This window comes from Pseudomonas lutea, assembly GCF_000759445.1.
Lineage (GTDB): Bacteria > Pseudomonadota > Gammaproteobacteria > Pseudomonadales > Pseudomonadaceae > Aquipseudomonas > Aquipseudomonas lutea.
Map to the genome: position 1 here is coordinate 1531799 of NZ_JRMB01000002.1, position 25227 is coordinate 1557025.

22 protein-coding genes are annotated in these 25227 nt (G+C 58.4%); 13 read left to right on the forward strand and 9 right to left on the reverse strand.

The features are described 5' to 3' along the window. Nucleotides 1-209: 209 nt before the first annotated feature. Entirely contained in the window at nucleotides 210-2327 is a 2118-nt protein-coding gene (locus LT42_RS18970; protein WP_037016343.1) for a helix-turn-helix domain-containing protein, read from the forward strand. A gap of 565 nt (nucleotides 2328-2892) precedes the next feature. Here the strand turns inward: LT42_RS18970 and LT42_RS18975 are convergent. After that, entirely contained in the window at nucleotides 2893-3798 is a 906-nt protein-coding gene (locus LT42_RS18975; protein ID WP_037016344.1) for a LysR family transcriptional regulator, read from the reverse strand. A 159-nt stretch (nucleotides 3799-3957) separates the two neighbouring features. On the opposite strand from LT42_RS18975, the gene LT42_RS18980 reads away from it, so the two are divergent. The 5 genes from LT42_RS18980 (at nucleotide 3958) to LT42_RS19000 (ending at nucleotide 9020) form a co-directional block, all read left to right on the forward strand. Next, nucleotides 3958-4707 carry an SDR family NAD(P)-dependent oxidoreductase gene (locus LT42_RS18980; RefSeq protein WP_037016346.1) on the forward strand — a complete coding sequence of 250 codons (750 nt, stop codon included), beginning with the start codon at nucleotides 3958-3960 and terminating at the stop codon, nucleotides 4705-4707. 102 nt (nucleotides 4708-4809) lie between these two features. Continuing rightward, a complete protein-coding gene (locus tag LT42_RS18985; protein WP_037016349.1) occupies nucleotides 4810-5772 on the forward strand; it encodes a quinone oxidoreductase family protein in 963 nt (320 codons plus the stop codon). A 123-nt stretch (nucleotides 5773-5895) separates the two neighbouring features. After that, entirely contained in the window at nucleotides 5896-6297 is a 402-nt protein-coding gene (locus LT42_RS18990; RefSeq protein WP_037016351.1) for a nuclear transport factor 2 family protein, read from the forward strand. Nucleotides 6298-6461: 164 nt separating this feature from the next. Further along, on the forward strand, nucleotides 6462-8207 hold the full coding sequence (locus tag LT42_RS18995) for an OPT family oligopeptide transporter (protein ID WP_037016353.1): 1746 nt from the start codon (nucleotides 6462-6464) through the stop codon (nucleotides 8205-8207). A gap of 51 nt (nucleotides 8208-8258) precedes the next feature. Next, entirely contained in the window at nucleotides 8259-9020 is a 762-nt protein-coding gene (locus LT42_RS19000) for a carbon-nitrogen hydrolase family protein (protein ID WP_037016356.1), read from the forward strand. Nucleotides 9021-9104: 84 nt separating this feature from the next. Here LT42_RS19000 and mqo read toward each other — a convergent pair whose 3' ends face one another. After that, nucleotides 9105-10766, reverse strand: coding sequence for a malate dehydrogenase (quinone) (mqo, locus tag LT42_RS19005; RefSeq protein ID WP_037016358.1), 1662 nt, complete (start codon nucleotides 10764-10766; stop codon nucleotides 9105-9107). 375 nt (nucleotides 10767-11141) lie between these two features. Here mqo and LT42_RS19010 point away from each other — a divergent pair, with 375 nt between their 5' ends. From LT42_RS19010 to LT42_RS19020, 3 genes are all read left to right on the forward strand, one after another. After that, the gene (locus LT42_RS19010) at nucleotides 11142-11627 is read left to right on the forward strand and encodes a P-loop nucleotide/nucleoside kinase family protein (protein WP_037016361.1); all 486 of its coding nucleotides are present in this window, start codon (nucleotides 11142-11144) and stop codon (nucleotides 11625-11627) included. Nucleotides 11628-11826: 199 nt separating this feature from the next. Beyond that, nucleotides 11827-12147, forward strand: coding sequence for a hypothetical protein (locus LT42_RS19015; protein ID WP_037016364.1), 321 nt, complete (start codon nucleotides 11827-11829; stop codon nucleotides 12145-12147). Between the two features lie 142 nt (nucleotides 12148-12289). Beyond that, nucleotides 12290-13039 (forward strand): substrate-binding periplasmic protein, encoded by a 750-nt coding sequence (locus tag LT42_RS19020; protein ID WP_037016367.1) that lies wholly within the window; start codon nucleotides 12290-12292, stop codon nucleotides 13037-13039. A 39-nt stretch (nucleotides 13040-13078) separates the two neighbouring features. Here LT42_RS19020 and LT42_RS19025 read toward each other — a convergent pair whose 3' ends face one another. The 7 genes from LT42_RS19025 to LT42_RS19045 form a co-directional block, all read right to left on the reverse strand. Continuing rightward, nucleotides 13079-14038, reverse strand: coding sequence for a quinone oxidoreductase family protein (locus tag LT42_RS19025; protein WP_037016369.1), 960 nt, complete (start codon nucleotides 14036-14038; stop codon nucleotides 13079-13081). A 38-nt stretch (nucleotides 14039-14076) separates the two neighbouring features. Continuing rightward, a complete protein-coding gene (locus LT42_RS25405) occupies nucleotides 14077-14250 on the reverse strand; it encodes a DUF1427 family protein (RefSeq protein ID WP_081955420.1) in 174 nt (57 codons plus the stop codon). Between the two features lie 132 nt (nucleotides 14251-14382). After that, nucleotides 14383-15159 (reverse strand): AraC family transcriptional regulator, encoded by a 777-nt coding sequence (locus LT42_RS19030; protein ID WP_037017566.1) that lies wholly within the window; start codon nucleotides 15157-15159, stop codon nucleotides 14383-14385. A 226-nt stretch (nucleotides 15160-15385) separates the two neighbouring features. Then, a complete protein-coding gene (locus LT42_RS19035) occupies nucleotides 15386-16654 on the reverse strand; it encodes an OprD family porin (protein WP_037016372.1) in 1269 nt (422 codons plus the stop codon). Between the two features lie 247 nt (nucleotides 16655-16901). Then, complete coding sequence (locus LT42_RS25410; RefSeq protein ID WP_081955421.1) at nucleotides 16902-17132, reverse strand: hypothetical protein; 231 nt, start codon at nucleotides 17130-17132, stop codon at nucleotides 16902-16904. 178 nt (nucleotides 17133-17310) lie between these two features. After that, nucleotides 17311-18417: an agmatine deiminase gene (gene aguA / locus LT42_RS19040; protein ID WP_037016374.1), complete on the reverse strand. Its 1107-nt coding sequence runs from the start codon at nucleotides 18415-18417 to the stop codon at nucleotides 17311-17313. Nucleotides 18418-18576: 159 nt separating this feature from the next. Beyond that, nucleotides 18577-21498 (reverse strand): aminotransferase, encoded by a 2922-nt coding sequence (locus LT42_RS19045; protein WP_037017569.1) that lies wholly within the window; start codon nucleotides 21496-21498, stop codon nucleotides 18577-18579. 279 nt (nucleotides 21499-21777) lie between these two features. Here LT42_RS19045 and rfbB point away from each other — a divergent pair, with 279 nt between their 5' ends. Genes rfbB through rfbD form a run of 4 tightly spaced genes read left to right on the forward strand, consistent with a single transcriptional unit; the run spans nucleotide 21778 to nucleotide 25149 of the window. Then, nucleotides 21778-22857 carry a dTDP-glucose 4,6-dehydratase gene (gene rfbB / locus LT42_RS19050; protein WP_037016376.1) on the forward strand — a complete coding sequence of 360 codons (1080 nt, stop codon included), beginning with the start codon at nucleotides 21778-21780 and terminating at the stop codon, nucleotides 22855-22857. After that, nucleotides 22854-23729 (forward strand): glucose-1-phosphate thymidylyltransferase RfbA, encoded by an 876-nt coding sequence (gene rfbA, locus LT42_RS19055; RefSeq protein WP_037016379.1) that lies wholly within the window; start codon nucleotides 22854-22856, stop codon nucleotides 23727-23729. The genes rfbB and rfbA overlap by 4 nt, the downstream gene beginning before the upstream one ends. After that, on the forward strand, nucleotides 23726-24271 hold the full coding sequence (gene rfbC, locus LT42_RS19060; RefSeq protein WP_037016381.1) for a dTDP-4-dehydrorhamnose 3,5-epimerase: 546 nt from the start codon (nucleotides 23726-23728) through the stop codon (nucleotides 24269-24271). Before rfbA ends, rfbC begins: the two co-directional genes overlap by 4 nt. After that, nucleotides 24268-25149 carry a dTDP-4-dehydrorhamnose reductase gene (gene rfbD, locus LT42_RS19065; RefSeq protein ID WP_037016383.1) on the forward strand — a complete coding sequence of 294 codons (882 nt, stop codon included), beginning with the start codon at nucleotides 24268-24270 and terminating at the stop codon, nucleotides 25147-25149. The genes rfbC and rfbD overlap by 4 nt, the downstream gene beginning before the upstream one ends. The last annotated feature ends 78 nt before the right edge of the window (nucleotides 25150-25227 follow it).

A 25227-nucleotide genomic window follows, 5' to 3' on the forward strand; every position in this document is an offset into this window, starting at 1 on the left:
GCGATCTGCGGCAGTTCGGCCCAGCGCTGCCGTTAAATGAGCTGACAGACTTCCAACGGGCAAGAGACTTCAGCAGTCATATCCGTGGAGGATTAATTTCCTAACCGCTTCCTAATTCGGAATTGAAACGGTATTGTCTGAGGCGTTAGAGACGCTACCTACAGGTTATTCGCTGTTCTTTTTAATGCCGGTTGAACTAGGGATATTTTATGGCAAGTAAGCTGACCAATTTTCACGACGCCGTTCAGTCACTTAAACTTTATCGCAGAGCAGAATTGCCCGGACAAGACAATAACTCCGCGATTGTGGAAAAATTATATGTAGACCCTTTGCCAAATGACCATGTATTTGAAACTGTTAGAATGCCAAACACGTCATTTATCATCGGAAGAAAGGGAACCGGCAAATCCACAATCTTTCAACGCCTACAGTATGAGTTAACCAAGGACAAGAAGAAGACATCTGCCTACGTCGACATTAAGACAATTTTCGAATCCTCTCAAGTTGACAGCCGCACACATGCAAAAATTGCAACTATGGATTTCGCACTTCCTCCGCAGGAGATCGAGCGAATTCTGCTGCTGAAATCATTTATTATATCGGTTATCGTTGAGATCAAGAAAGAACTGAAGAAAAGAACTGAAAGCTCATTTTGGGAAACAATAAAAGATTCGTTCTCCGGAAGCTTAGACGAATTATTTGAAGAGTTAGATGAGCTAATCGAAGAGATTGATGTCGAAAGATTTATTAGCGTTTTAGGCATAAAGCATGTTCAGGGTAAGCAGCAGGAAGAAAACATCCGATCTAGCGGTGAAAATGCGGAGATCAAATTAAAGATTGATCCAAACCCGGTAGATTTCACTGTAGGCGGACAGCGCGCCTCTAGCACAAAAGATGCGTCAGAGATTAGCTATAGCGACATCCTAATAAGCGTTTTCGACATAAAGGACTTGCTTTCAAAGCTTAAGACCATATTGTCTAATTTGGGGGTGCGCCACCTATACATTCTAGTTGATGATTTTTCAGAGCTTCCAGAGGACGCAATGAAGGTTGTGGTCGACCTTCTACTTGCTCCTCTAAACAACTGGTCCGAAGAGTTTATCAAGTTGAAGGTTGCAGCTTACCCAGGCCGAATCTATTATGGCCAAATTGACAAAACAAAAATCGACGAAGTGTATCTAGATATTTATAAGCTCTATGGATCTAACGACGTTTCAACCATGGAGGATAATGCTACTGAATTTGTTCGTCGATTAGTTATGATGCGAATAAAGGTCTACAAGGCCGGAAAAGTAGCTGACTACTTTGATTCCAATCTTGATGAAATTCTCAAAGAGTTGTTCTACGCGACGATGGGTAACCCTAGGATCATAGGCTACCTATTGCATTACTGTCACGAATCTCATCTGATTTATGATCGAAAAATCGGTGTAAGGGCCATTCAGCAAGCCGCCAAAAAATATTATGAAGACAAAATTGAAAGCTATTTCAGCCTTTCAAAGTTTTTACATGAATCATTCGGTGAAAAATCTTCAATATTTGGACTCAAAGAACTTCTTGAAATGCTTGTTGTTAGAGCAAAAGAACTTAGAAGCCACAGCTCAAGCGTATTTGACTCGATCAATGGTCGCCCCCCGACAAGCCATTTTCACGTTTCGGTGGCATATGAATCAATTCTTCAGACGTTAGAATTGAATTTTTTTCTTACAAAGTACTATGAAATGAGCGACAGAGATGGGAGAAAAGTCAGCGTCTACGCGATGAATTACGGTCTTTGTCAAAAGTACACTCTTGCTTTTGGTCGCCCCGGCCGGGAACGAGCGTATAGACTCTATTTTGTTGAGCGCGTCTTTGATTACTCCCCCCTGCTCCATAAGTATATGGCCAAAAATCAAGAGATAATCTGTCAGGAGTGTGAGTTCAAGTACTCAATTGACGATCTAGAAGCGATTCGATGGAATAAAATGAAATGCCGAGAATGTGCCAGCGGTATTTGCGAAGTCGTAAACCTCTCTAAAAAGTATGAAAATGTATTAAGAGACGTGGATAAATCGCTGTTGCTGCCGGCAGCAGAACTCGGAATTCTACAAACTCTTCACTTGGGTACCGATGCTATGTTTGCTGGCGACATCGCATCAGAGTTGGATTGTTCTTACCAACTCATTGGCCGCAGAGGAAGATACCTACATGACAAAGGGCTCGTAGTGCGAGGAAAAAACGACGCGGGACGTCGCGTGTTCGCGATTACGGACTTAGCCGAGGAGTCATATTTTTCACAAGGCAGTGACGACGATCTAAGTGTCGAAACTGCCGATGACATGGATTGATAAGGATTTTAGAAAGGGGGTGACAACGCCTCCTTTTAAACCAACCCATGTGGGATACCTAGAGGTTATCCGTTAACGTCACGCGCGTTCGTACCGCGGAAGCGTGCTCAGTGCTGCTGCATGACGAAGTGCGCTGTCGGAGGTGATGCTTCTGAAAACCTCGCCGCACCTAAAATTTGCACTTGGCCGGCAACAGGCGTCTCTGTTGTTTTTTCTGCTATCACAACCGCGGACCACATCAACCCGCATGGTTCGCAGGCCCACAGACTGAGCAAACACTAGCGTAACAACGGCTACAGGCCCCGTATACCTAGCCAGTCTTGGCGCATGCCCACGTAACAAGAACTTAGGTAACTCATTGATATATATATTAACGATCTGTCTTGTAATCAGTAGGTCCCGGGTTCGACTCCTGGTGCCGGCACCAGATTTAGCAAAAAGGCTCACCGAAAGGTGGGCCTTTTTTGTTTGGCTCGATCCACCCTCCCCCGCTGACAACAAGCCAATACCGTTAGGCATACCGCCCCGCCAAACGCCCCAAACATCAGCCACGAAAAGCCACCCTTCACCGCAACCCCTTCCCCTCAAACAACTCCACCAGCCACTCCACAAAAACCCTTACGCGCGCACTCAAATGTCGGTTAGGCGAATAAACGATGTAGATCGGGTTCGGCTCCAGCGACCAGTCTTCCAAAACCTGAACCATCGCCCCTGACTTGAGGTGCGGCTCTGCCATGAACATCAGTGTCTGCACCACGCCCATGCCTGCGAGCGCGGCGGCAAGCAGCGCGTTGGAGTCATTCACCGCCACGTAATAGTCAGCATCAACGGTGATGCGCTCACCCGCTTTGACGTATTCCACCGGTAGCCTGCGGTGGGTGCCTGCGAAAAAATAGCGGACCATCTGGTGGCCCTTTTCCAGGTCGCTTGGGTGTAAAGGCGTGCCGTGGCGGGCGAGATAGTCCGGCGTTGCGCAGGTGACGAAGGGCAGGCTACCCAGGCGGCGGGCGATGAGCGAAGGGTCGTTGAGCGTGCCGCCGCGAATGACGCAGTCGACGCGGTCACCCAACAGGTCGACGGGCCGGTCGCTTACGCCGATGTCCAGTTGCAGTTCGGGATAGCGTTTCTGGAAGTCCGGCAATGCGGGAAGGACCAGCATCGTTGCCATGGTAGATCCCATGTCTACGCGCAACCGTCCATGGGGGCGCGCCTGAGCGCTGGCCAGATCCGATTCCGCTTCAAGCCACTGATCCACCACCCGCACCATGCGTTCGTAGTAGGCGGTGCCATCGTTGGTCAGCGAGATGCGCCGCGTGGTGCGGTTGAGCAGCTTGACACGCAGATGGCTCTCCAGCGACTGGAGGTGTTTGGTGACGGTGTTGCGCGGAAGGTTCAGCGTCTGCGCGGCTTTGACGAAGCTCCCCGCTTGCACCACCTGGATGAACGCCTTAACGGCTGTGAAGTAATCCACGCTACGACTCGCTCAGCAAAACCTGTGCTTACTATTAGCACGCCTAGAGGAACAGTGGAGTCATTTTTAGGCGATTTATCCCGCTCTGACGATCTTTTACATTGATCTCACCGAAACGCAGCGAGCCATCCCGGCTGGCGCTAACAGAGATCAAACGAAATGACTCAGCATCTGAAAGGAAAAGTGGCACTGGTAACCGGCGGCTCACGTGGCATTGGCGCTGCGATCGCCAGGCGACTGGCCGCCGATGGCGCTCACGTCGCGTTCAGCTACGCAAAATCTGCGGAGCAGGCGCAGAGAGTGGTTGCCGACATTCAACGCCAGGGCGTGGAGGCGCTGGCGATTCAGGCTGACCAGGGCGATACCGCGCAAGTAACGGCGCTGGTGCAACAGGTCCATGCCCACTTCGGCCGACTGGACATTCTGGTCAACAGCGCCGGGGTGTTCGTCACCGGTGCGGTGGACGCACCTGATGCCGATATCGCGGCGTTTGATCGCCAACAAGCCGTCAACGTCGGTGGCGTGGTCACCGCGGTACGCACTGCAGTGGGTCTGATGAATGATGGCGGCAGGATCATTTCTCTGGGGACAACGGGCGCCGACCACGTGCCATTTCCAGGCGCTGCAGATTACATCGCCACCAAGGCGGCAATCGCGGCGTACAGCCGTGGTTGGGCTCGGGATCTGGGGCCGCGCAATATCACGGTCAATGTCATTCAGCCTGGCGCCATCAACACCGAGATGAACCCTGAGACCGCCGGTCACGCGCCGTTCCTTGCAGGCCTCGCAGCACTGGGCCGCTACGGTCAGCCCGAAGATATCGCCGCTGCCGTGTCGTTCCTCGCGGGCCCGGACGCTTCATACATCACTGGCGCAACACTCAATGTCGATGGCGGCCAGAGCGCCTGATCAATACACCACAAGCGAACTTACAGTCGGTGCGCCACGCTGCGTTCAGCGGTGCGGCGCGATTGGCTCGGGTTCTTACCAACGTTTTCCTCAGAGGCAGCCATGAATCAACGCATCCGCATTTACCAACAGGGCACTCCCGCTGTGCTCACGTACGAAAGCTTCACGCTGGAAAAACCCGGACGTGGGCAAGTCGCGATACGCCATGAGGCGATTGGCGTGAACTACGTCGACACAATGTTCAGGGATGGCACATTCAAGATCCCGCTGCCGTTCAGCATGGGCGTCGAGGCCGCCGGTGTTGTCGAAGCAGTAGGCGCCGATGTGCAGCATCTTAAAACCGGTGATCGTGTCGGTTATTTCTTCGCGCCGGGCGCCTATGCAGACAGCCGAGTGATTGACGCCGCTGCGCTGATCAAGCTCCCGACCGATATTTCCAGCGAGCAGGCTGCAGGACTGCTTTCCAAAGGGCTGACGGCCTGGGCACTGGTCAAACAGGTTCATGCTCTGCGGGCAGGCGAGACCGTTGTGGTGCATGGCGCGTCTGGTGGCGTCGGCACGTTGCTCACGCGTTGGGCCAAATCCATCGGCGCCAAAGTGATCGCTACCGTCGGCTCAGCAGCGAAGGCGCGGATCATCGAAAGCTGGGGCATCGATACGGTGCTGCGTTCGGACGAGCCCCACCTGGCAGAACGGATGAAAGCGGCAAATGGCGGTGCAGGCGTTGACGTGGTGTACGACCTCGTCGGGCGTCAGACCCTTGAGGCTTCGACCCACGCGCTACGAGACGGGGGTGATCTGGTCCACGTCGGCAACGCTTCCGGGATGGCAGCACCGGACAGCACGCTCTTGGCCGCGCGGGGCATTCGATATGTCCAGCCTTCTACGCCGCAGTACGTCAATACCGAAAACCAGAACACGGCGGCATCCGAGGTCTTCGAGCGATTCCGCGAAGGGGCGTTGGGCCCGCTGGAGCTGTCACGCTACCGGCTGGAAGACGCAGTGCTGGCGCATCAGGCCATCGCGGCGCGCAAGCACACCGGATCGATCTTGTTGATGCCCTGAACGTGTGCCGCCACCGCGCTTTTTTCCAGCCAATGGGCGGGTCTCATCGACCGTCTGAGCGAGTCATCGGTGCTGCGTCCGTTTCGCGTCTAGTCTCCTGTCTTCCCAATAGAAGGTCTTGCCATGGCTCAATCACACGAAAACCCATCCGCCTCATCGGCACCCGACTTTAACGCGCTCCTGCGCGCGAACCTGGAACAGGTGTTCAACGAACGCGACGCCGACAAGCGCATTGCTGCCATCCAGCAGCTGTTCTCCGCCGAACCCAAGATGTACGAGCCCGAAGGCATCGTGACCGGGCAGGCCGCCATTTCCGACGTTGCAGGCGCGCTGCTTGAGCAGTTCGGTCCCGACTTTTCCTTCGTCGCCCAAGGCGTGGCGGTGGGGCATCATGGGATGGCTTACTTGCGCTGGCAGGCGGGGCCCAAGGAAGGTCCGGTGGTTGTCACGGGCGCCGATGTGGCGGAAGTCGTTGACGGCAAGATTGTCCGCTTGTGGGTATTGCTGGATCCGCCGGCGCAGTAAATCCACAGAGCATCTCCGGCATTCCCTACGTGATAGACAGTCGTGGGAGCCACGCGTGGAACCCAGGCGTGAAAGCGTCTGGCGTAAGGGGCGCGGTGAACCTTCGGCGGTGTCGGGGCTCAGTTGTGCAGAGTCACTCTTGCGATCGCCAAGAAGGATCTGTCATGCCAAACCCTGCTCTTTCAGCCTTGCCTTCCCCTCGCGTGCAGCGTGAGCTGAGTGCGCGCGCGGTGCTCACGGGTGCAGTGCTGGGTATTTTGCTGACGCCGTCAAACGTCTACGCCGGGCTGAAGATCGGCTGGTCCTTCAACATGTCGATCATCGCTTTGCTGATCGGTTTTGGTGTGTGGCAAGGCCTGGCCAGGAATCGGAACAGCGGGCCTGCATGGTCGCTGCATGAAAGCAATATCAACCAGACGGTGGCGTCGGCAGCGGCCTCGATTATCTCCGGCGGTCTGGTCGCGCCGATCCCGGCTTACACGCTGCTGACCGGTAACCAGCTCGACCCATTGCCGATGATGGCCTGGGTGTTTTCCGTGAGCTTTTTGGGCATCTGGATCGCGTGGTACCTGCGCCCTACCTTGCTGAATGATCATGGCCTGACCTTCCCCGAGGGCATGGCAACGCTGGAAACCCTGCAGCATATTTATAACCACGGACAAGAAGCCGTGGCGCGGATCAAGGTCTTGTCCGTGGCCGCATTGCTGTCCGGCGGTTTGAAATGGGTCGACGAGTTTGTCTGGGCAATCCCGCGCTGGGCGCCCACCCCAGCTCTGGAGCGCCTGACATTCACGCTGGACCCTTCGCTGTTACTCATCGGCTTCGGCGGCATCATCGGCATACGCGTGGGCCTGACGCTGTTGCTCGGCGCGGCACTGGCATGGGGCGGGCTCGCGCCGTTTCTCATCGACCACGCGTTGGTGGTGCTCGCGCCGAATGCCAGCGGTCCGCAATTTGCCAAACTGGTGGAATGGCTGTTATGGCCGGGCGTGAGTTTGATAGTGTGCGCGACCCTCACATCATTGGCGGTGCGGCTGTTTCAAGTGCCCAAGCGCATGCCAGCCGATCAAGGTCCGCGCGCCAAAGTACGCTTCTCGCCCATGCCCGCGCTGGGGATGCTGCTCGCCGTCGCTTTGGTGGTGTTTCTGCAGGCCCAGTTGTTTGACATTGACCTGTGGATGGCGCTGCTGAGCATTCCGTTGGCAATTTGCCTGGCGGTGGTCGCCGCGCGAGTCGTGGGCGCCACAGGGATTGCACCGATTGGCGCCATCGGCAAGCTGTCGCAGCTGAGCTTTGGCTTGATTGCGCCGGGTCAGGTCGGCATCAATCTGATGAGCGCCAATACGGCCGGCGGCGCGGCGGGCCAATCCACCGACTTGATGAACGACTTCAAGGTCGGTCTCGCCATTGGCGCGACGCCGCACAAGCAACTCATTGCCCAGTGCATCGGCATTTCCATTGGCAGCGTGGTCGGCGTTCTGGTGTATCTGGCCCTGATCCCAGACCCGCAGACGATGTTGCTCACCGAGCAATGGCCGGCGCCTGCCGTTGCGACCTGGAAGGCAGTGGCGCAAACGCTGACGCACGGGCTTGCGTCACTGTCGACCGAAGTGCGTTGGGCAATCGTGATCGGCAGCGTGTGTGGCGTGCTGCTCGGCGCTTTGGATAGCCTGCTGCCGCAACGCGCCGCCCGCTGGCTGCCGAGCACCGCCGCATTGGGGCTGGCATTTGTTTTACCGGCCTCCACCTCGGTGATGATGGGACTGGGCGCAGTATTGACCTGGCTGGTCAGCTGCCGCTGGCCGAGCATCACCGAGCGCTTTGCGATCACTGCGGCGGCGGACCTGATCGCGGGAGAGAGCATCACCGGCGTGGGTGCGTCTTTCTGGGAGATGCTGCGCAACGTGTAAGCCGGGCGGCGGATCATGCTTTACTGACGCTCATTTAAGCCGGGAAGCTTTATGACTGACCTCGACCTATGCGCCGCCCAATATTGCTCCGTGGCAGGCGACCTCAATGTCAACCTCGACCGACATGCTCAGTTCATGCGGCTTGCCGCCCATCACGGCGTGAAATTCCTCTTGTTCCCGGAGCTTTCATTGACCGGTTACGAGCCCTCGCTCGCCAGCGAGCTTGCCCTTAGCGCTGACTCCGAACTGCTTCAACCGCTGCGAGACCTGGCGAAACAGTCAGGGATGACCACTGTGGTCGGCGTTCCTCTGCGCCAGGCGGGGGCGGAAGCAGTCTTCATTGGCGCATTGGTGTTTGGCGCTGATGGTTCACAAATCACCTACACCAAACAGTACCTTCATCCAGGCGAAGAGGTCGTTTTCAGTCCGGGCCAAGGCGGCCCGCTGCTGGCAGTCAGCGGTGAGAAAATCGCGCTGTCAGTGTGCGCGGATTTCAGTCATGCCAGTCACGCAGAGGCTGCCGCGCAGGCAGGCGCCGGTATCTACGCCGCCAGCGTGTTGATCAGCAACAACGGCTACGCGCACGACAGTGCTTTGCTGCGGGGCTACGCGCAGCAACATGCCTTTGGCGTGTTGATGGCCAACCACGGCGGGCCTTCTGGAGGATGGGCCTGCGCCGGGCGCAGCGCGTTCTGGTCGCCGAATGGGGAACATATCGTGAGCGCGACCGGAACGGGGGACTGCCTGGTCATTGCGCGCAGGCGGCAAGGGGTTTGGGAAGGTGAAGTTGTCGCGCATTCGTTTGGCGCATGAACCAGCGGGCCTCAAGCAGCTGCAAAACATGATGAAGAGTCCCGCCGAGGGCCCGAACGCCAGGCCCAAAGCGGTATTCGGAAATTACAGTTCCAGCGGCTCCGGATTCAGATCTGGATCGACGTCGCTTTTGTCCTGTTTGATCGGGTCAATATCCGGCTTGACGGTAGCCGGGTGATCGCTGATGTCGGGAGGCGGAGCCAGTTGGAGGATGTCGGAGGTGTAGGTCCACTCTTCCATCACGCGCTTGGGGTCGTCGTTCAGGTGCGTGCCGTAGCTGGGAACGATCTGGCGAATTTTGTCCTGCCACGCCGGTGAGGCCACTTTGTCCTTGAACAGCTTTTGCAGGACATCGAGCATGATCGGCGCTGCGGTCGAGGCGCCAGGCGAAGCACCCAGCAAGCCGGCGATACTGCCATCTTCAGAGCTGACCACTTCGGTTCCGAGCTTGAGTACGCCGCCGTTCTTCTCATCGCGCTTGATGATCTGCACACGCTGTCCGGCTTGCCACAGTCGCCAGTCCTCTTTCCTGGCGTGCGGAAAATACTCCTTCAACGCGTTGAAGCGGTCGTCGTCGGACTGCATCAATTGCCCTGCCAGATACTGCACAAGGTCGAACTGATCGATGCCGACCTTGGTCATCGGCCAGACGTTATGCAGGGTCATGCTGCCGAATAAGTCGAGGTAAGACCCTTCTTTGAGGAGCTTGGTGGAGAACGTCGCAAACGGCCCGAACAGAATGACCCGTTTGCCATCCAGCACACGTGTGTCCAAGTGAGGAACCGACATCGGCGGCGCACCGGTGGAAGCAATGCCATACGCCTTGGCCATGTGCCGCTCGGCAATGGTCGGGTTCTCAGTCACCAGGAACGAGCCGCCCACAGGAAAGCCTGCGTATTCCTTCGCTTCGGGAATACCCGATTTCTGCAACAGGGTAATGGCGCTGCCGCCGGCACCGATGAAAAGAAACTTGGCGTCAGTGGCCGACTCGGTGCCGTCCTTCAGATTCTTGTATTCGACATGCCATGAACCATCGTCGTTACGGGTGATGTCCCGTACTTCGCTGGACAACTTGAGCGAGAAGTTGGGCCTGCCCTGTAGATAGCTCACGTACTGGCGGGTTATTTCGCCAAAGTTCACGTCCGTGCCGATGGGCGCCCACGTTACGGCAAGCTTCTGATTGGGGTCTCGTCCTTCCATCATCAGCGGAACCCACTTCTTGATCTGCTCGGGGTCTTCGGAATATTGCATCGGACGGAACAGCGGACTGGCCTGCAAGGCTTCGTAGCGTTTTTTCAAGAACCGGATGTTGTCATCGCCCCAGACAAAACTCATGTGCGGCGTTGAGTTGATAAAAGAGCGCGGGTTCTTCAACACGTTTTGCCTGACTTGCCACGCAAGAAATTGCCGGGTGATCTGGAACGCTTCGTTGATTTCGATGGCCTTGCTGATGTTGACCTTGCCGTCCTTGTCTTCCGGCGTGTAGTTGAGCTCCGCCAACGCAGAATGCCCGGTGCCCGCATTGTTCCAGCCATTGGAGCTTTCTTCGGCCACTGCGTCGAGGCGTTCAACCATCTCCATCGACCAGCCAGGTTCCAGCTCATTTAGCCAGATACCCAGCGTCGAACTCATGATGCCGCCGCCAACTAGCAGGACATCGACTTTTCGAGTCTCGGCGGCCTGCGCGCTACACAGATTCAACGACAGACCGAAGCCGGCCATCGCCATGAAAATTGCACTTTTCATGTCGTAACTCCCCACATTTCGATTCTTCAAAGCTCATTTGGTCTGCCATCAAGTTGCACGGCAGCGGCGTCCGACCCTGACTTGAGCAAGCTTGCGAACACCGCTACTGCCTCGCCGCCGTTCATCCGCGATTTACCTTGACCAACCCTGTGTCTGTTGCGCGCAAATAGCGCACTCACTTTTTCCGACAGGGTCGTCAGGCTGCGTGTCCGCATAATCGACGGATGGTGCCCGGACAGGCATTGATCGCGCGGGTGCCCATTGGCGAGCGTCGAAACTGAACGGCAGGATGCCTTGCGGGTACGGCATATTTGGGAATCAGCGCGCTATATTGGCGAAGCGCTGCCCTTTTCCCCCGACATAAGGAGCCGTGGAATGGCCAAGCCCATACTTCATCTTTTGTGCGGAAAAATCGCATCAGGAAAGTCCACGCTGGCGAAGGCTCTGAGCGCCGAGCACAGCGTGATTTTGCTCACTGAAGATCAATGGCTTTCAAGGCTCTACCCGGAGCAGATCCGTTCGGTCACCGACTACGTTCGTCTTGCGCGCCAGCTGCGGAACGTCACAGGGCCTCTGGTGATTGATCTGCTGAGAGCGGGCGTGACTGTGGTTCTCGACTTCCCTGCCAATACCCCCGCAGACCGCCAATGGCTGCGCAGCTTGGCCGACGACGCACAGGCCAGTCATTGCCTCCACTTCATCGACATCGACGACGACACGTGCCGGGCCCGCTTGCATCGCAGAAACGAGCGCGGCGAGCATGACTTTGCAGCGACTGATGCCGAGTTCGATTTGATTACAAGCTGCTTTCAGCCGCCGAATGAGCAGGAGGGGCTTGATGTGGTTGTGCATGGGATGTGATTGCTTTGAGGTACCGGATAACAGGCCAGCTTTCTCATGTTCTTTTGGCGATAACGGGTAAGGCGCCTGGCATTGGTTAGATTGCTCGCGCCCCCTCCCCCATACCGCGCCCATCTAGTAACGTATACCCATCCAACGGGCCCTCGCGTCTGCGCCAAGACAGCGACCCGCCATCAGAAACACGATAGAAGGCCCAACCGTGCATAAAGTCCGATTGATCAAGTACGTCTGGACTCACCAGACACCGGAGATTTCTTCGGAGTGGTCCAAGCTGCTCTACGAAGTCGAACTGCCGTTCGTCCCTTTTCACGGGCTGAACATTCAGCTGCCCATGCAGCGTGTCTGGCGGATCCGGGATGTGGAGTGGAACGTCGAGGAGCAGACCTTTCGGTGCCATATCGAAGATCAATTCATGAACTTGCTGGACGTCGATGACTCGTACGAAGACTGGATCGAAACGTTGCTTGAATGCGGATGGGTGCTGAGCGGCCGCTACACCAACGAGCACAACAAGACCTGACACGCAGTTGGGCGGATATGTCTCTGGAATGTGCGCAGGATGCGCACTGTGCCCGGCAGAGATAACGAACCGATGCCAGACTCGACAGCACACCAGGCACAAGACCTGTTCTGACGCCCTCTTCTCTTTGAGCACAACTGCCATGAAATGGATTTCCCGTTGCATCCGTTCTGCGGCCGCTGCGCTTATTGCGTGCTCGTCGGCTGCATTCGCCCTGCCCACCGTTGACTTGTACATGGCTGAGGCGCCGCCGCTGACCATGGTCACCCAAGGTGATCAGCACGGCGTGGCCGGCGACATCACGCTAAAGGCCATGACCATGGCGGGGTATTTACCCGCCATCCTGTCGCCACCCTGGCCGCGCGCACAACGCGATGTGATGCTGGGCGCCAACAAGCTTATTGCACCGCTTACGCGCACCCAGAGTCGGGAAAGTCATTACACGTGGATCGCTGCGCTGATGCCGATGGACCGGGCATTTTTCAGCCTGAATCACCACGTCGAGAGCTTTGAAGAAGCGCGCAAGACTTTCAAGATGATTGCCGTGGGCAGCGGCTCTGCTCAGGAAGTGCGCCTGCTGGAGGAAGGTTTTTCCGCGGCGCAGATTTACCCGCTGAAGATCGGTGAAAACCCGGCGCTGATGCTGCTCAAAGGCCGGGTGGATGCCTGGTTCAACGGCGTACCGGAAACGCTTTCTATCTGGAAGCAAATCAGCGATCGCCCGCTATTTATGAGCAGAACGCTCATGACCGCCGATCTGTATCTGGCGTGTTCAAAGGACTGCGACCCGCAGATGGTCGAGAAGCTGAAGGCCGCAATCGATACGCTGCAATCCAATGGCACCATCAAACGCGTGCAGCATGAATACCTGAAAGACCTGTCCGCCCGATAAACCGGGCAAAATCAGCCTTGGCCGTGAAGGCCACCTTGATCACGGCACCAGGATGACCTTTTCCGCACCGCCCTGATTCACATCGGCATAGCGCGCGACGCCCTCGTCGAGCGGCGACTCCAACAGCCCGGTCGGCAGCGGCAGAGTCCCCTCGTCGAACAGTTTGCCAAACTGCTCCAGCATGCGTGCGCAGGCCTCAACGCCGTACAGCAGCGAATTGATGCCCACCACTGAACCGCCTTTGCGGTACAGCGCCAGCGCTGGCAGCTGAACGTGACCGTCTACCGGGGCGGCGATAATGGCGATGCGGCCAAATGGAGCCAGCGCAGGCACCGCTGCCGGAAGCCAAAAACCGGTAGTGTCGAAGATCACATCGGCGCCGCCTGCAAACACAGCATTCACCTGAGCGCCAAGGTCTTCCGGCTTGTCGAGCTGGATGGCGTCGAAGCCTTGCGCTTGCAGCGCTCGCAGCTGATCCGGTTTACGCACCGCAGCCAGCACCTGGGCCCCGCGCACCTTGGCCAGCGCAATGGCTGCGCTCCCTACAGCGCCATTGGCACCGATGACCAGCAAACGCGTACCCGCCTTCACCAGGCTGCGCTCAAGCGCGTCCCACGCTGTGGTGTACGGCACGCCCAGGCTGGCCGCCTGCACAAAACTCAGTGATGCCGGCTTGAGCGCCACGCCTTTAGCGGAGAGCGCGATGTAGCCGGCATGCGAGCCGTCGCGAAGAAAGCCGATTTCCTTGCCCGTGCCCCAGACTTCCTGACCGATTAGCGCCTGCGGGCCTTCAACCACAACGCCTGCAAAGTCGCGACCCGGCACACGGGGCATCGTGGTGTAGGGGAAGCGGCCAAGCACGTTTTTGACGTCGCTGGGGTTAAGGCCCGCAGCCTTGATTTGCACGAGTACTTCGCCAGTGGCCGGAACAGGCGTAGGCAGCTCGACCACTTGCAGCGCAGCCAGGTCGCCCGTACGTGAAAATTGCAGTGCTTTCATGGTGAGTTCGTCCAGAAGTGTGAAAAGAGGTCGTTGCTTCAAGCCGCCAGGTTGGCGAAGAACTGCTTGCCCACCGGCCATAGCCATTCACCGGCCTGCATGCCGAGCAAACCAACGAGAGCGACGAGGGGCGGCGCAGGTGAGCGGAAATCCAGAAGGCCGTACAGCAAACCGACGGCGATACCGATAGCGAGGGAAATGACGTAGCTCATGAAAAACTCCGGGGCATCTGGCGCGCGGCTCGATTGCGGCGCGACTGCGTTAAGCGATGACCAGAGTGTAAGAAGGCAGAGCAGAAGCTACCGGCCAAGTGCTTCTGAATTTCGGACAGAGTAGCGGTGGGGTCAGCTTGCAGGATCGATGACCGGGTACTGGGAGGGCGCCACGCCCAGCTCGCGGCGGAACATGTCACTGAAACTGCTGGGCGAATAGCCCATCGAGCGGGCGATGGTGTTAACCGGGACGCCCTGAATGATCTCGGCAACCGACGTCGCCAGCTGCACCTGCCGCCGCCACTCGGCGAAGCCCATCCCCAGCACCGCCTGGAACAGCCGAGACAGCGTCCGCACGCTGGCGCCGGCATTTTCAGCATGCTGCTCGAAGGACACATCGATGGAGGGCTCGATCATTACCGCCTGACACACGTTCATCAGCCTGCGGTCGCTGTCATCAGGCATCGGCACTTTGAGCAGCGAACGCCGGGCACGCTTGAGTTCGAGCAACGCCAGGTTAGCCACAGCATCGTAGTAGGCGGAAACCTTGTCCTGCTCCGCGACCAGGCTCACGATCAGCTCGCGCAACAGGCGTCCGACTTCCAACACCTGGACGGTAGGGTCGAGGGTGACGGCGAGTGTCGGGCGCAGGTAGATGTTGCGCATCTCCAGGTCCGATACCACACGGATGCCATGTGGTACGCCCGGTGGCAACCACACCGCGCGCTGCGGCGGCACCACCAGCGCTTCATTGGGGGTTTCCACCCACATCACACCCGACATGGCGTACAGCACCTGGCCCCACTCATGCTCGTGGGGCTCGATGTACAGCCCACGCGGGTAGGTCCGTGACAAAGGCTGCACAGGGACGGCGGTATCGGAGAGGTCGGGTGGCGCGGCAAGTGCCATGGTCAAACCGGCTGAAGGGGTGGTGCGGCGATGGTAGCGGGAGAGCGGGAGGAATCGCCAGCGCGGCGGATTATCAACCACTGCCATTAAATACGGGATTGGCTTATTTCGTAGGAGCCTGCTTGCTGGCGAACCGTCATGTCAGACACCGCTGCGGTGTCTGAATGAACGCTTTCGCCAGCAAGCCGGCTCCTACCGATTTATATCAGCCAGAACACTTCGAGCATCAGAAGACGTTGATCGGGTAATCCACGAAGATTCGCGTTTCATTACCACCGACGTTGTACTGATCGACATCGTTGGACACGCGCAGGAACGAGTTGCGCAGGCGCACCGAGAGGTCTTTGACCGGGCCGCTCTGCACCACATAGGTCAGTTGGCTGAACAGTTCACGCTCTTCGCCACGACCACGGCCGCTGCCGTCGTCGATGTTGTCGCCGCGCACGTAGGCCACTCGGTAGCTCAGGCCGGGGGTCACGACAGTGCCCAGGTTCACGCCGTAGCCCACTTGCCACGAACGCTCGTCCTTGCCGTTGAAGTCCGACCAGTACGAGTTGGCCAGGTAAATGGTGTTGCCACCATCGCCGGTGCCGCTTGCGTTGCGATAGCCGCCATAGGTGTAGCCGGTCTCGCCCGTGCTGCGCTGATGCGCGAGGGTGAACGAGTGAATGCCCACGGCCCATGTCGCGGCCAGGCTCCAGATCTTGTTGTCGCGGGCGTCGTCGACCGCGAAGTCCTTGTCCAGCTTGGTCTTGTAGCCATTGAAGTCGAAGGTCAGTGACTGATCTTTCGGCATGGCCCAGACATAGTTCACGTTCACGTACTGCTTCTTCAGCACGTCCTCGTCATCGGAGGCGTAGAACGCCGCGGTGAGCGCGTCGCTGAATTTGTAGCTGCCGCCGTAGACGTTGATGCTCTTCAGGTCGCCACTGTCGCGGCCTTCGGCACTCTTGCGGGTCTCGGCGGTGAAGCGGCCGGCCACCAGCGTGAGGTCCTTGATTTCTTTGGAGGTAATCATCGTGCCGGTGTAGGACTCAGGCAGCAGGCGCGAGTTGTCGTAATTCAGAACTGGCAGTTCCGGCATCATGTCGCCGTACTTCAGTTCGGTGTTCGACACGCGGAATTTCACCGCGCCGCCGAAACGCGACAGGTCGTCGGCAGCATTGCCGCTGTCGCCCTGCTTGAAAAAGTCGATACCGCCCGCGCCGCTCTTGCCCTTGCCGCCATCCAGACGCGCCGCGTACAGACCGAAGGCATCAACGCCGACGCCGACTACGCCCTGGGTGAAACCGGAGGAATAGCCGGCCATGAACGCCTGGCCCCACTCGGAGCGGTCTTGCGGTCCATTTTTGTAGTCACGGTTGATGTAGGCGTTGCGCAGGTTGATCTTCAGGCTGCTGTCTTCAACAAAGCCTTTGGAATCTGCCTGACCGTCCGCCATGGCGTGAGTGGCGGCGAGGATGCCCAGAGTGAGCAGGCCGATACGCTGTTTCATCGTGTTGTCCTTGTGAGCGGATTAATCGCGCGCTGTGGCAAATACCCGGTGGGGCAATTGCGTCCCCGGGACTTGAACAGTCCCGGAAGCCCGCACGAAATCATCGCAGTGGACGACTGATGCACGTACATGGCGCCTGGCCACAGGCGGTGGAGGCGCGAATCCTATCCGCGGCCTATCGGGGTGTCAATTTGATGGAAACCAAACTGAGGCAGGCCAGGCCCTGGTGCCTGCACCCACTCTGTGATCAGCGCTGCAGCACGCCCACCAGTGCTTCGATCTCCGCGTCAGTGATCAATCCGCAGGGATAACGCTTTGACAGCGTTTCGCGGAAGTCCCCGGCCTGAGCCAGGGCTTGCGCATCATGCATGCGCTCCGTCGGGATCTGGGTCGTCCTTAACCAGTCCGCCATCATCTGCCGTGCTTCACTGCTCGCAGAAAAACCTCGAGTCACTCGCAACTCATGACCTGCGTTCATAAGGACAACCTCTTATGTCGTGGACTGCGAAATCTACGGAGCTTTTGTTACAGACGGACTAACCGGAAAGGACATTGCGCCGAATCGGGATCCATCGCATGACGGCCAGCGGCGAGGCATCCGCCCATAAAAAAGCCCATCGTTTGATGGGCTTGATAACAGCAAGAAGTGAACCAACTCAGCTGCGATGGGGTGCCGGTTGCTGCTGAGTCAGGCAGTGAATGTTGCCACCGCCGAGGAGCATTTCACGCCCGGGCACCATCACCACCTCGTGTTCCGGGAACAACTGCTGCAGGATCTGCCGGGCCGTGTCATCCATCGGATCGTCGAAACAGGGAGCAATGATGCCGCCATTGACGATCAGAAAGTTCACGTACGAACCGGCCAGGCGCACCGATGGGTTGCGCTCCTGGCTGCCATGCACCTGATCCACTCCGGCGCACTCTTCTTCGGTGGCAAACAACGGTCCCGGGATTGGCATCTTGTGCACGACGAACGGACGTCCCTTGGCGTCGCGAGCATTTTCCAGCACGGTCATGGCCGCCTGGCAGCGCGAAAAATTGGGGTCTTTCGGATCATCTGTCCAGGCGAGTAACACTTCACCGGGGCGTACGTAGCAGCAAAAGTTGTCCACATGGCCGTCGGTCTCGTCGTTGTACAGACCGTCAGGCAACCAGATGATCTTCTCGACCGACAAGTGATCACGCAACACGGCTTCGATGTCTTCGCGGGACAGGTGCGGATTGCGGTTGGTATTGAGCAGACACTCTTCTGTGGTGATGAGCGTGCCCTCGCCGTCTACGTGGATCGAGCCGCCTTCGAGCACGAAGTCATCGGTGACGTAGCGTGGGCAGCGTTCGATTTCCAGCACTTTGCTGGCGACCTGTTCATCCAGGTTCCAGGGGGCGTACAGCCCGCCGTTGAAGCCGCCCCAGGCATTGAAGCCCCAATCGACGCCCCGTACTTCACCGTCGTTGTTGATGACGAAGGTCGGCCCGGTGTCACGCACCCAGGCGTCGTTATTGCTGATCTCGACGACGCGAATATTCGGTACATTCAGTCGCGCACGGGCGTTGTCGTACTGGGCAGCGGATACGCCGACAGTGACCGGCTCGAAGCGGGCGATGGCCTTGGCCAGAGCGACGTGGTCGTTCTGCACCGGCTTGCCGCCCAGGCGCCAGTTGTCCGGGCGCTCTGGCCAGACCATCCAGATTTGCGTTTGCGGCGCCCATTCGGCTGGCATGTAGAAACCATCGGCGCGGGGGGTGCTGTTGAGAGTAGTCACAGTAATCAGAACTCCATGAACGACGAAGACGCCCAGGCCTGCGAAGAAAACCTGCCAGACGATAAAAATCGAATTTAAACACAGTTAACCGGAATTTGCCGCGCCAGCCAGTAAAATTAGCCGATATTTATCGGCTATTAACGCAAGGTGTCTGCTGGCTTAACCCTCTAGCTCACTCAGCACTCTGGACACGCTGTCGACGAAGAAGTCCACGCTGCGCCGAGTGGTGACCATGGGCGGTTTGATCTTGAGGACATTGAGGTAGTCCCCAGTCGGCTGCATGAAGATGCCCAGCTCACGTAGCCGATCACACAGGTAAGTCGTTTCCTCGGTGGCAGGTTCCAGCGTCTGGCGGTCGCGCACCAGCTCAAGGCCCAGATAAAAGCCGGAGCCGTGGGCCGCCCCTGCGAGCGGATGTTTATCGATCAGCGCCAGCAAGCGGTCCTTGAAGTAGTCGCCCACCACTCGTGCGTTTTCCCACAGTTTTTCTTCTTCCATGACATCGAGTACGGCCATGCCGATGCGGCAACTGACCGGGCTGCCGCCCGACGACGAAAAGAAATACCCTTCGGCTTCCAACGCTTCGGCAATGTCGCGGCGGGTGATGACGGCACCCAGCGGATGCCCGTTGCCCATTCCCTTTGCCATGGTGATGATGTCCGGTACCACGCCCTGCTCTTCGAAACCCCAAAAGTAGTGGCCCAGACGGCCGTAGCCCACTTGGACCTCGTCGGCGATGCACACGCCGCCATGGGCACGGACCTTGGCGTAGACCTGTTGCAAATAACCTGGCGGCAGGGAGATCCCGCCCGCATTGCCGTACACCGGCTCGCAGATGAAGCCGGCCAACTGACGCCCCTTCTCCGCGAGCGCATGCAGATGAGCCTCCACGCTGCGCAGGTAAAACGGCGTACTGTCCGCCCCCCGAAACTCACCGCGATAGGTGTTCGGCGCGATCACCGGATGCACCCACTCCGGACGCGTGCTCAAGGCTTGCGGGTTGTCGGCGATAGACGTGGAAATCGCATCGGTCGCCACTGACCAGCCGTGATAAGCCTCTAGTACGCTCAGGACATCTCGACCACCGCTGTAGGCCCATGCCAGACGAATGGCCAGATCATTCGCCTCGGTACCGCTGTTGACCAGAAACACCCGATCCATGCCGGCAGGCGCCAGCTTCAACAGTCGCTCGGAAAACTCGGCAACGCTCGCGTAATGAAAACGCGAGTTGGTGTTCAGCAGCGACCACTGCTGCGCCGCGACCTGGGCCATGCGCGGATGGCCGTGACCCAGCACCGCTACGTTGTTGAGCATGTCCAGATACGAGCGACCGTGCATGTCGATCAAATGGTTGCGCCAGCCGCGCTCGATCTGCGGCGGGGTCTGGTAATAATATTTTTGCGAACGGGCAAAACTGGCATCGCGCCGGGCAAGCAACGCAGCGGCATCTGCCAATGCGGGCGCATCGCAATCGAACCCCAGCAGCCCCTTGGGCGAGGGACACAGCGCACGCCAGGCCGCCGATTTTGAGGGCGCGGTAAACAGCGGCGGGCTCACGTCCGGTTCGGAGCACAATTGCACGATCAATGCGCCGCTGCTTCGCCCGATCACAGCACCTGCATCGAACTCGGCGGCATCGGAGCCGGAATCGCACTGCACGCCCCACAGTCGCAGGCTCCATTCAGCGTTCACCAGCAACAGCGCGCCATCTGCGGTAAGACGCAGGCGTCCCTCAAAAGGCGCATGGACAGGTGTGCCGAGAGGGATATGCAATTCAGTGTGCAGCGCAAAAGTGTCCGGCTCCTTTGCGAAGTCGGGCAACGTGCGGGACAGTCGGTACTCACCGTAACGACTCGCGGCCAAGCCGTCGCGCTGTGCCGCCTCGGCAAGCAGACGTTCGTCGACCCCGCCGAGTTCCCAATTGCCGGCCACAAAGTGCTCGCTCAGCACCCCTAGGTCGACGAGGGTAAACGCTTGCCCGCTCAAGCTTGGCAGCAGCGCAGAAAACGCGGGCTCCTGGTCGGCTGCTTCCGACTCACCCACAGCGTTCAGAATCGCAGCCTCCATCAGGGCGATGGGCACCGATGTGGCAACATCGAAAATATTCCACTCACTCGCCAGGTTCGCCTGAATGTAAGCGTTATCCGGTTCGATGCTTGCCTGTTGCTCGCTGCCTAACACCAGGACGGCCGAACGGGCGACGATCAATGGCCACAGCGCCAGAAGCTCCTCGCTTTGCAGCGGATTAATACGGTGATAAGCCTGAACCGCGGACAGGATGAAGAACGGATCGCCGTCGGCGTGGTGCAGCAGCGCAGCGCAGGTCACCGAGAGCTCCGCGATTCGCCAGGTGCGAACCAGATCTCCGAAATCAATCAGGCCTTGCAGCTGCCATCGGCGATGGTCATCTCGCGACCAGACCACGTTGTATTCGGTGATGTCCATGTGGATGGCTTGCGTTGGGAGAGACGCTTCCAGCGGCAGTAAATAAGCCTGCGCTTGCTCGGCTGCCTCGGCGATGCAGGCACGCTTGTCCGCATCGGTGATGACCGGCAGCAGGTGCTCGATCAACGCGAAGGCGTGGCGCGGGTCCCATTGCAGCACCCGCTCCAGGCCTGGATGCTCGAATCCGGCCAATGCCACATCGACATGGGCGCAGAGCTGCGCCAGGCCGGTCACGGTATGCCGGTCCAGATGCGCGACGTGGGCCAGCGAGTGTCCGTCGATGAACTCAAGCAGGCGCAGATGCACCGGCTTGCCGTTGTGCTCGATGGTTAAAAGATCGTCGCCGTTCAGCGCAGGCATCACCGCCGGGACTCGCACCGACGGCACACCGCTCAAGTGACGCAGCGCAGCATGCTGGGCCTCAAGCTCGGTCGTCGCGTAATCACCGTGGCAGATTTTCAATACGAACCGGCGACCATCGCCCGCCTCCAGTCGGAAGTTGCAGTCCTGATGACTGCCCAGCGCTTTCAAAGCCCCCGCCAGCCCGTAATGCGTCATCAGCCATTCGGCAGCCTGCGCTGCATCCACATCCGGGCATGGCAGACTGGAGCGACGGATCAAGGTATCGAGTGGCAGCGACATGGACAGGTCCTTAGAGAGTGGCCTGAACACTATCGCCAGTTGCGCAGCCGTTAATCAACCCCTGGACGCCGGCGTCAACAAACCCTCGCCCTGGCCGATGAACCTCCGAGCCGTTAAGCAGGTGAAACACCTGCGGCGGTTTTATGGCGCTAATTGCGATGGGCCATCAATTAATATCATCGCCTGTGGGCGGTTTGCTCCTTGCGCGAGGCGGCGACGCCCCACAAGCTATGCCTCATCGTCTTACATCTTTCCAGGGAAGAAGGCTTACCCATGCGAATTCTTGTTACTGGTGGCGCCGGCTTCATCGGCTCTGCACTGATCCGTCATCTGATCAACAACACCAAGCACGACGTCCTCAATTTCGACAAGCTGACCTACGCCGGCAATCTTGAGTCGCTGCAGGGCGTTGCCACTAACACCCGCTATGAGTTCGTGCAAAAGGACATCGTTGACCAGGCAGCCGTGAGCGAAGTGCTTGCGCGCTTCAAGCCTGACGCAATCATGCACCTGGCGGCCGAATCCCACGTCGACCGTTCCATCGACGGCCCGTCGGAGTTCATTCAGACCAACATCGTTGGCACCTATAGCCTGCTGGAAGCCACCCGCAGCTACTGGCTGACGTTGCCTGAAGCCGATCGTGCGGCGTTCCGCTTCCACCACATCTCCACCGACGAAGTGTATGGCGACCTGCATGGCGTGGACGACCTGTTCACCGAAACCACTCCTTATGCACCAAGCTCGCCTTACTCGGCCAGCAAAGCGGCGTCGGACCATCTGGTTCGCGCTTGGCAGCGTACGTACGGTCTGCCGGTGGTGGTCACCAACTGCTCGAACAACTACGGCCCGTTTCATTTCCCCGAGAAGCTCATCCCTCTGGTGATTCTCAACGCGCTGGCCGGAAAGAAACTGCCGGTGTATGGCAACGGCCTGCAAGTACGCGACTGGCTGTTCGTCGAAGATCACGCCCGCGCGCTGCTCAAGGTCGTCACCGAGGGCAAGGTCGGCGAGACCTACAACATCGGCGGTCACAACGAACAAAAGAACATCGACGTCGTTCGCGGTATCTGTGCACTGCTCGAAGAACTGGCGCCTGAACAGCGCAAAGGCGTGGCCAACTATGCGGACTTGATCACCTACGTGACCGACCGCCCTGGCCATGACATGCGCTACGCCATCGACGCCAGCAAAATTGAACGCGAACTGGGCTGGACACCGGAAGAAACATTCGAGTCCGGCCTGCGCAAAACCGTGCAGTGGTACCTCGACAACCTCGAATGGTGTCGCAACGTGCAAGACGGCAGTTATCAGGGCGAACGCCTGGGCACCAACGTGAAGGAACTGATCGCATGACAAAGGGAATTATTCTGGCTGGCGGTTCGGGCACGCGCCTGCACCCGATCACCCTCGGGGTCTCGAAACAGCTGCTGCCAATCTACGACAAGCCGATGATCTACTACCCGATCTCCGTGCTGATGCTGGCCGGCATCAAAGACATCCTGGTGATTTCCACTCCGCTCGACCTGCCGCAATACAAGGCACTGCTCGGCGATGGCAGCCAGTTCGGCGTGCACTTTCACTACGCCGAGCAGCCCAAGCCGGACGGGCTGGCGCAAGCGTTTCTGATTGGTGAAGAGTTCATCGGCGATGACTCGGTGTGCCTGATTCTGGGCGACAACATCTTCCACGGTCAGCATTTCAGCGAGCAGCTCAAGCGCGCGGCGGACAACACCTCAGGCGCGACCGTGTTCGGTTACTGGGTCAAGGATCCAGAGCGCTTCGGCGTGATCGATTTCGATGAGAACGGCCACGCGCTGTCCATCGAAGAAAAACCCAAGGCGCCCAAATCCAGTTACGCCGTGACCGGTCTGTACTTCTACGACAACGAAGTCATCCAGATCGCCAAGGACGTCAAACCGTCCCCGCGGGGTGAGCTGGAAATTACCGACGTCAACAATGCCTATCTCAAGCGTGGCGACCTGCGCGTCGAGCGCTTCGGTCGCGGTTTTGCCTGGCTCGATACCGGCACCCACGACAGCTTGCTGGAGGCATCCCAGTACGTGCAGACCATCGAGCACCGTCAGGGCTTGAAGGTCGCCTGCCTGGAAGAAATCGCTTACCAGAACGGCTGGATTGACCGCGCCCACCTGTTGAACCGTGCTGACTATTTCGGCAAGACCGGTTACGGTCAGTACCTGTTCAAGATCGCAGGGGAAAATCAGTGAAAGTCGTCACCAGTGAGTTGCCTGAAGTCCTCATCATCGAACCTAAAGTGTTCGGCGATGAGCGAGGCTTCTTCTACGAAAGCTTCAACGCCCGTGCCTTTGCCGAGGCCACCGGGGTAAGTGATGCGTTCGTACAGGACAATCACTCACGTTCGCAAAAAGGCGTGCTGCGCGGCCTGCATTACCAGATCGAAAACCCTCAGGGCAAACTCGTGCGAGTAACCGCTGGGCGCGTGCTGGACATCGCTGTGGACATTCGCCGCAGCTCGCCACATTTCGGCAAATGGTTCGGGCTCGAATTGTCTGCCGAGAATGCGCGACAGCTGTGGATTCCCAAGGGCTTTGCCCACGGGTTCGTGGTGCTGAGCGACTACGCGGAATTCCTGTACAAAACCACCGATTACTACACGCCGTCTGCTGAACGTTGCATTCGTTGGGACGATCCGGATCTGGCCATTGACTGGGGCCTGGACGAGGCGCCGCAGTTATCGGCCAAGGATCAGGTGGGCAAAAGCCTGAAAGAAGCGGACCTGTTTCCATGAATGCGCCCCTGCGGATTCTGATCAGCGGGCAGCACGGCCAAGTGTCCCAAGCGCTACAGCAGCGCCTGCAGCACTTGGGCGAGCTGATCGTGCTGGGACGGGATGATCTGGACTTGAGCCAGCCAGAATCCATTCGGCCGGTGGTTCGGGACGTCAAGCCGGATCTGATCATCAATGCGGCCGCTCACACGGCTGTGGATCAGGCTGAAAGCGAGCCGGAACTGGCGTTCGCCATCAACGCCCTGTCTCCGGGAGTGTTTGCAGAGGAGGCCGCTGCATTGGGCATTCCGCTGATCCACTACTCCACTGACTACGTGTTCGACGGCAGCAAGCAAGGCTTGTGGACCGAATCCGATGCGCCTAACCCGCTGGGCGTTTATGGCAGCAGCAAGCTTGCCGGCGAGCAGGCAATCGCAGCAGTCGGAGGGCAGCACCTGATTTTGCGCACCAGCTGGGTGTATTCCCTGACCGGGCGCAACTTTTTGCTGACCATGCAGCGCTTGTTGCAAGAGCGCGACAAACTGACGATCGTTGCGGATCAGATTGGCGCGCCCACGTGGGCCGGCACCATCGCCGCCAGCACACTTGGGCTGATCGAGCGCTGGCGTGACGGAACGCCAGGGGCATGGGGCGTCTACCATCTGACGGCCAGCGGAGAGACCTCGTGGTTTGGCTTCGCACAGGCGATTGGTCAGCAATTGATCAAGCACGGCAAACCGTGCGCAGCCCTCGAACCCATCCCTTCGAGTGCGTACCCGACGCCCGCCGGCCGCCCGCTTAATTCGCGCCTGGATTGCAGCCGCTTGCAGCGTGAATGGGGCGTCAGCCAGCCCGACTGGCACGATGCGTTGCTGGAGTGCTTAGCGCTGCAGCGGTAGGCATAATGGGCCGACTCGATGTCGAGCGGCTGCGACCGACTGGATCGTCCGCAGCCGCCCTGCATCGCAACGAACCCA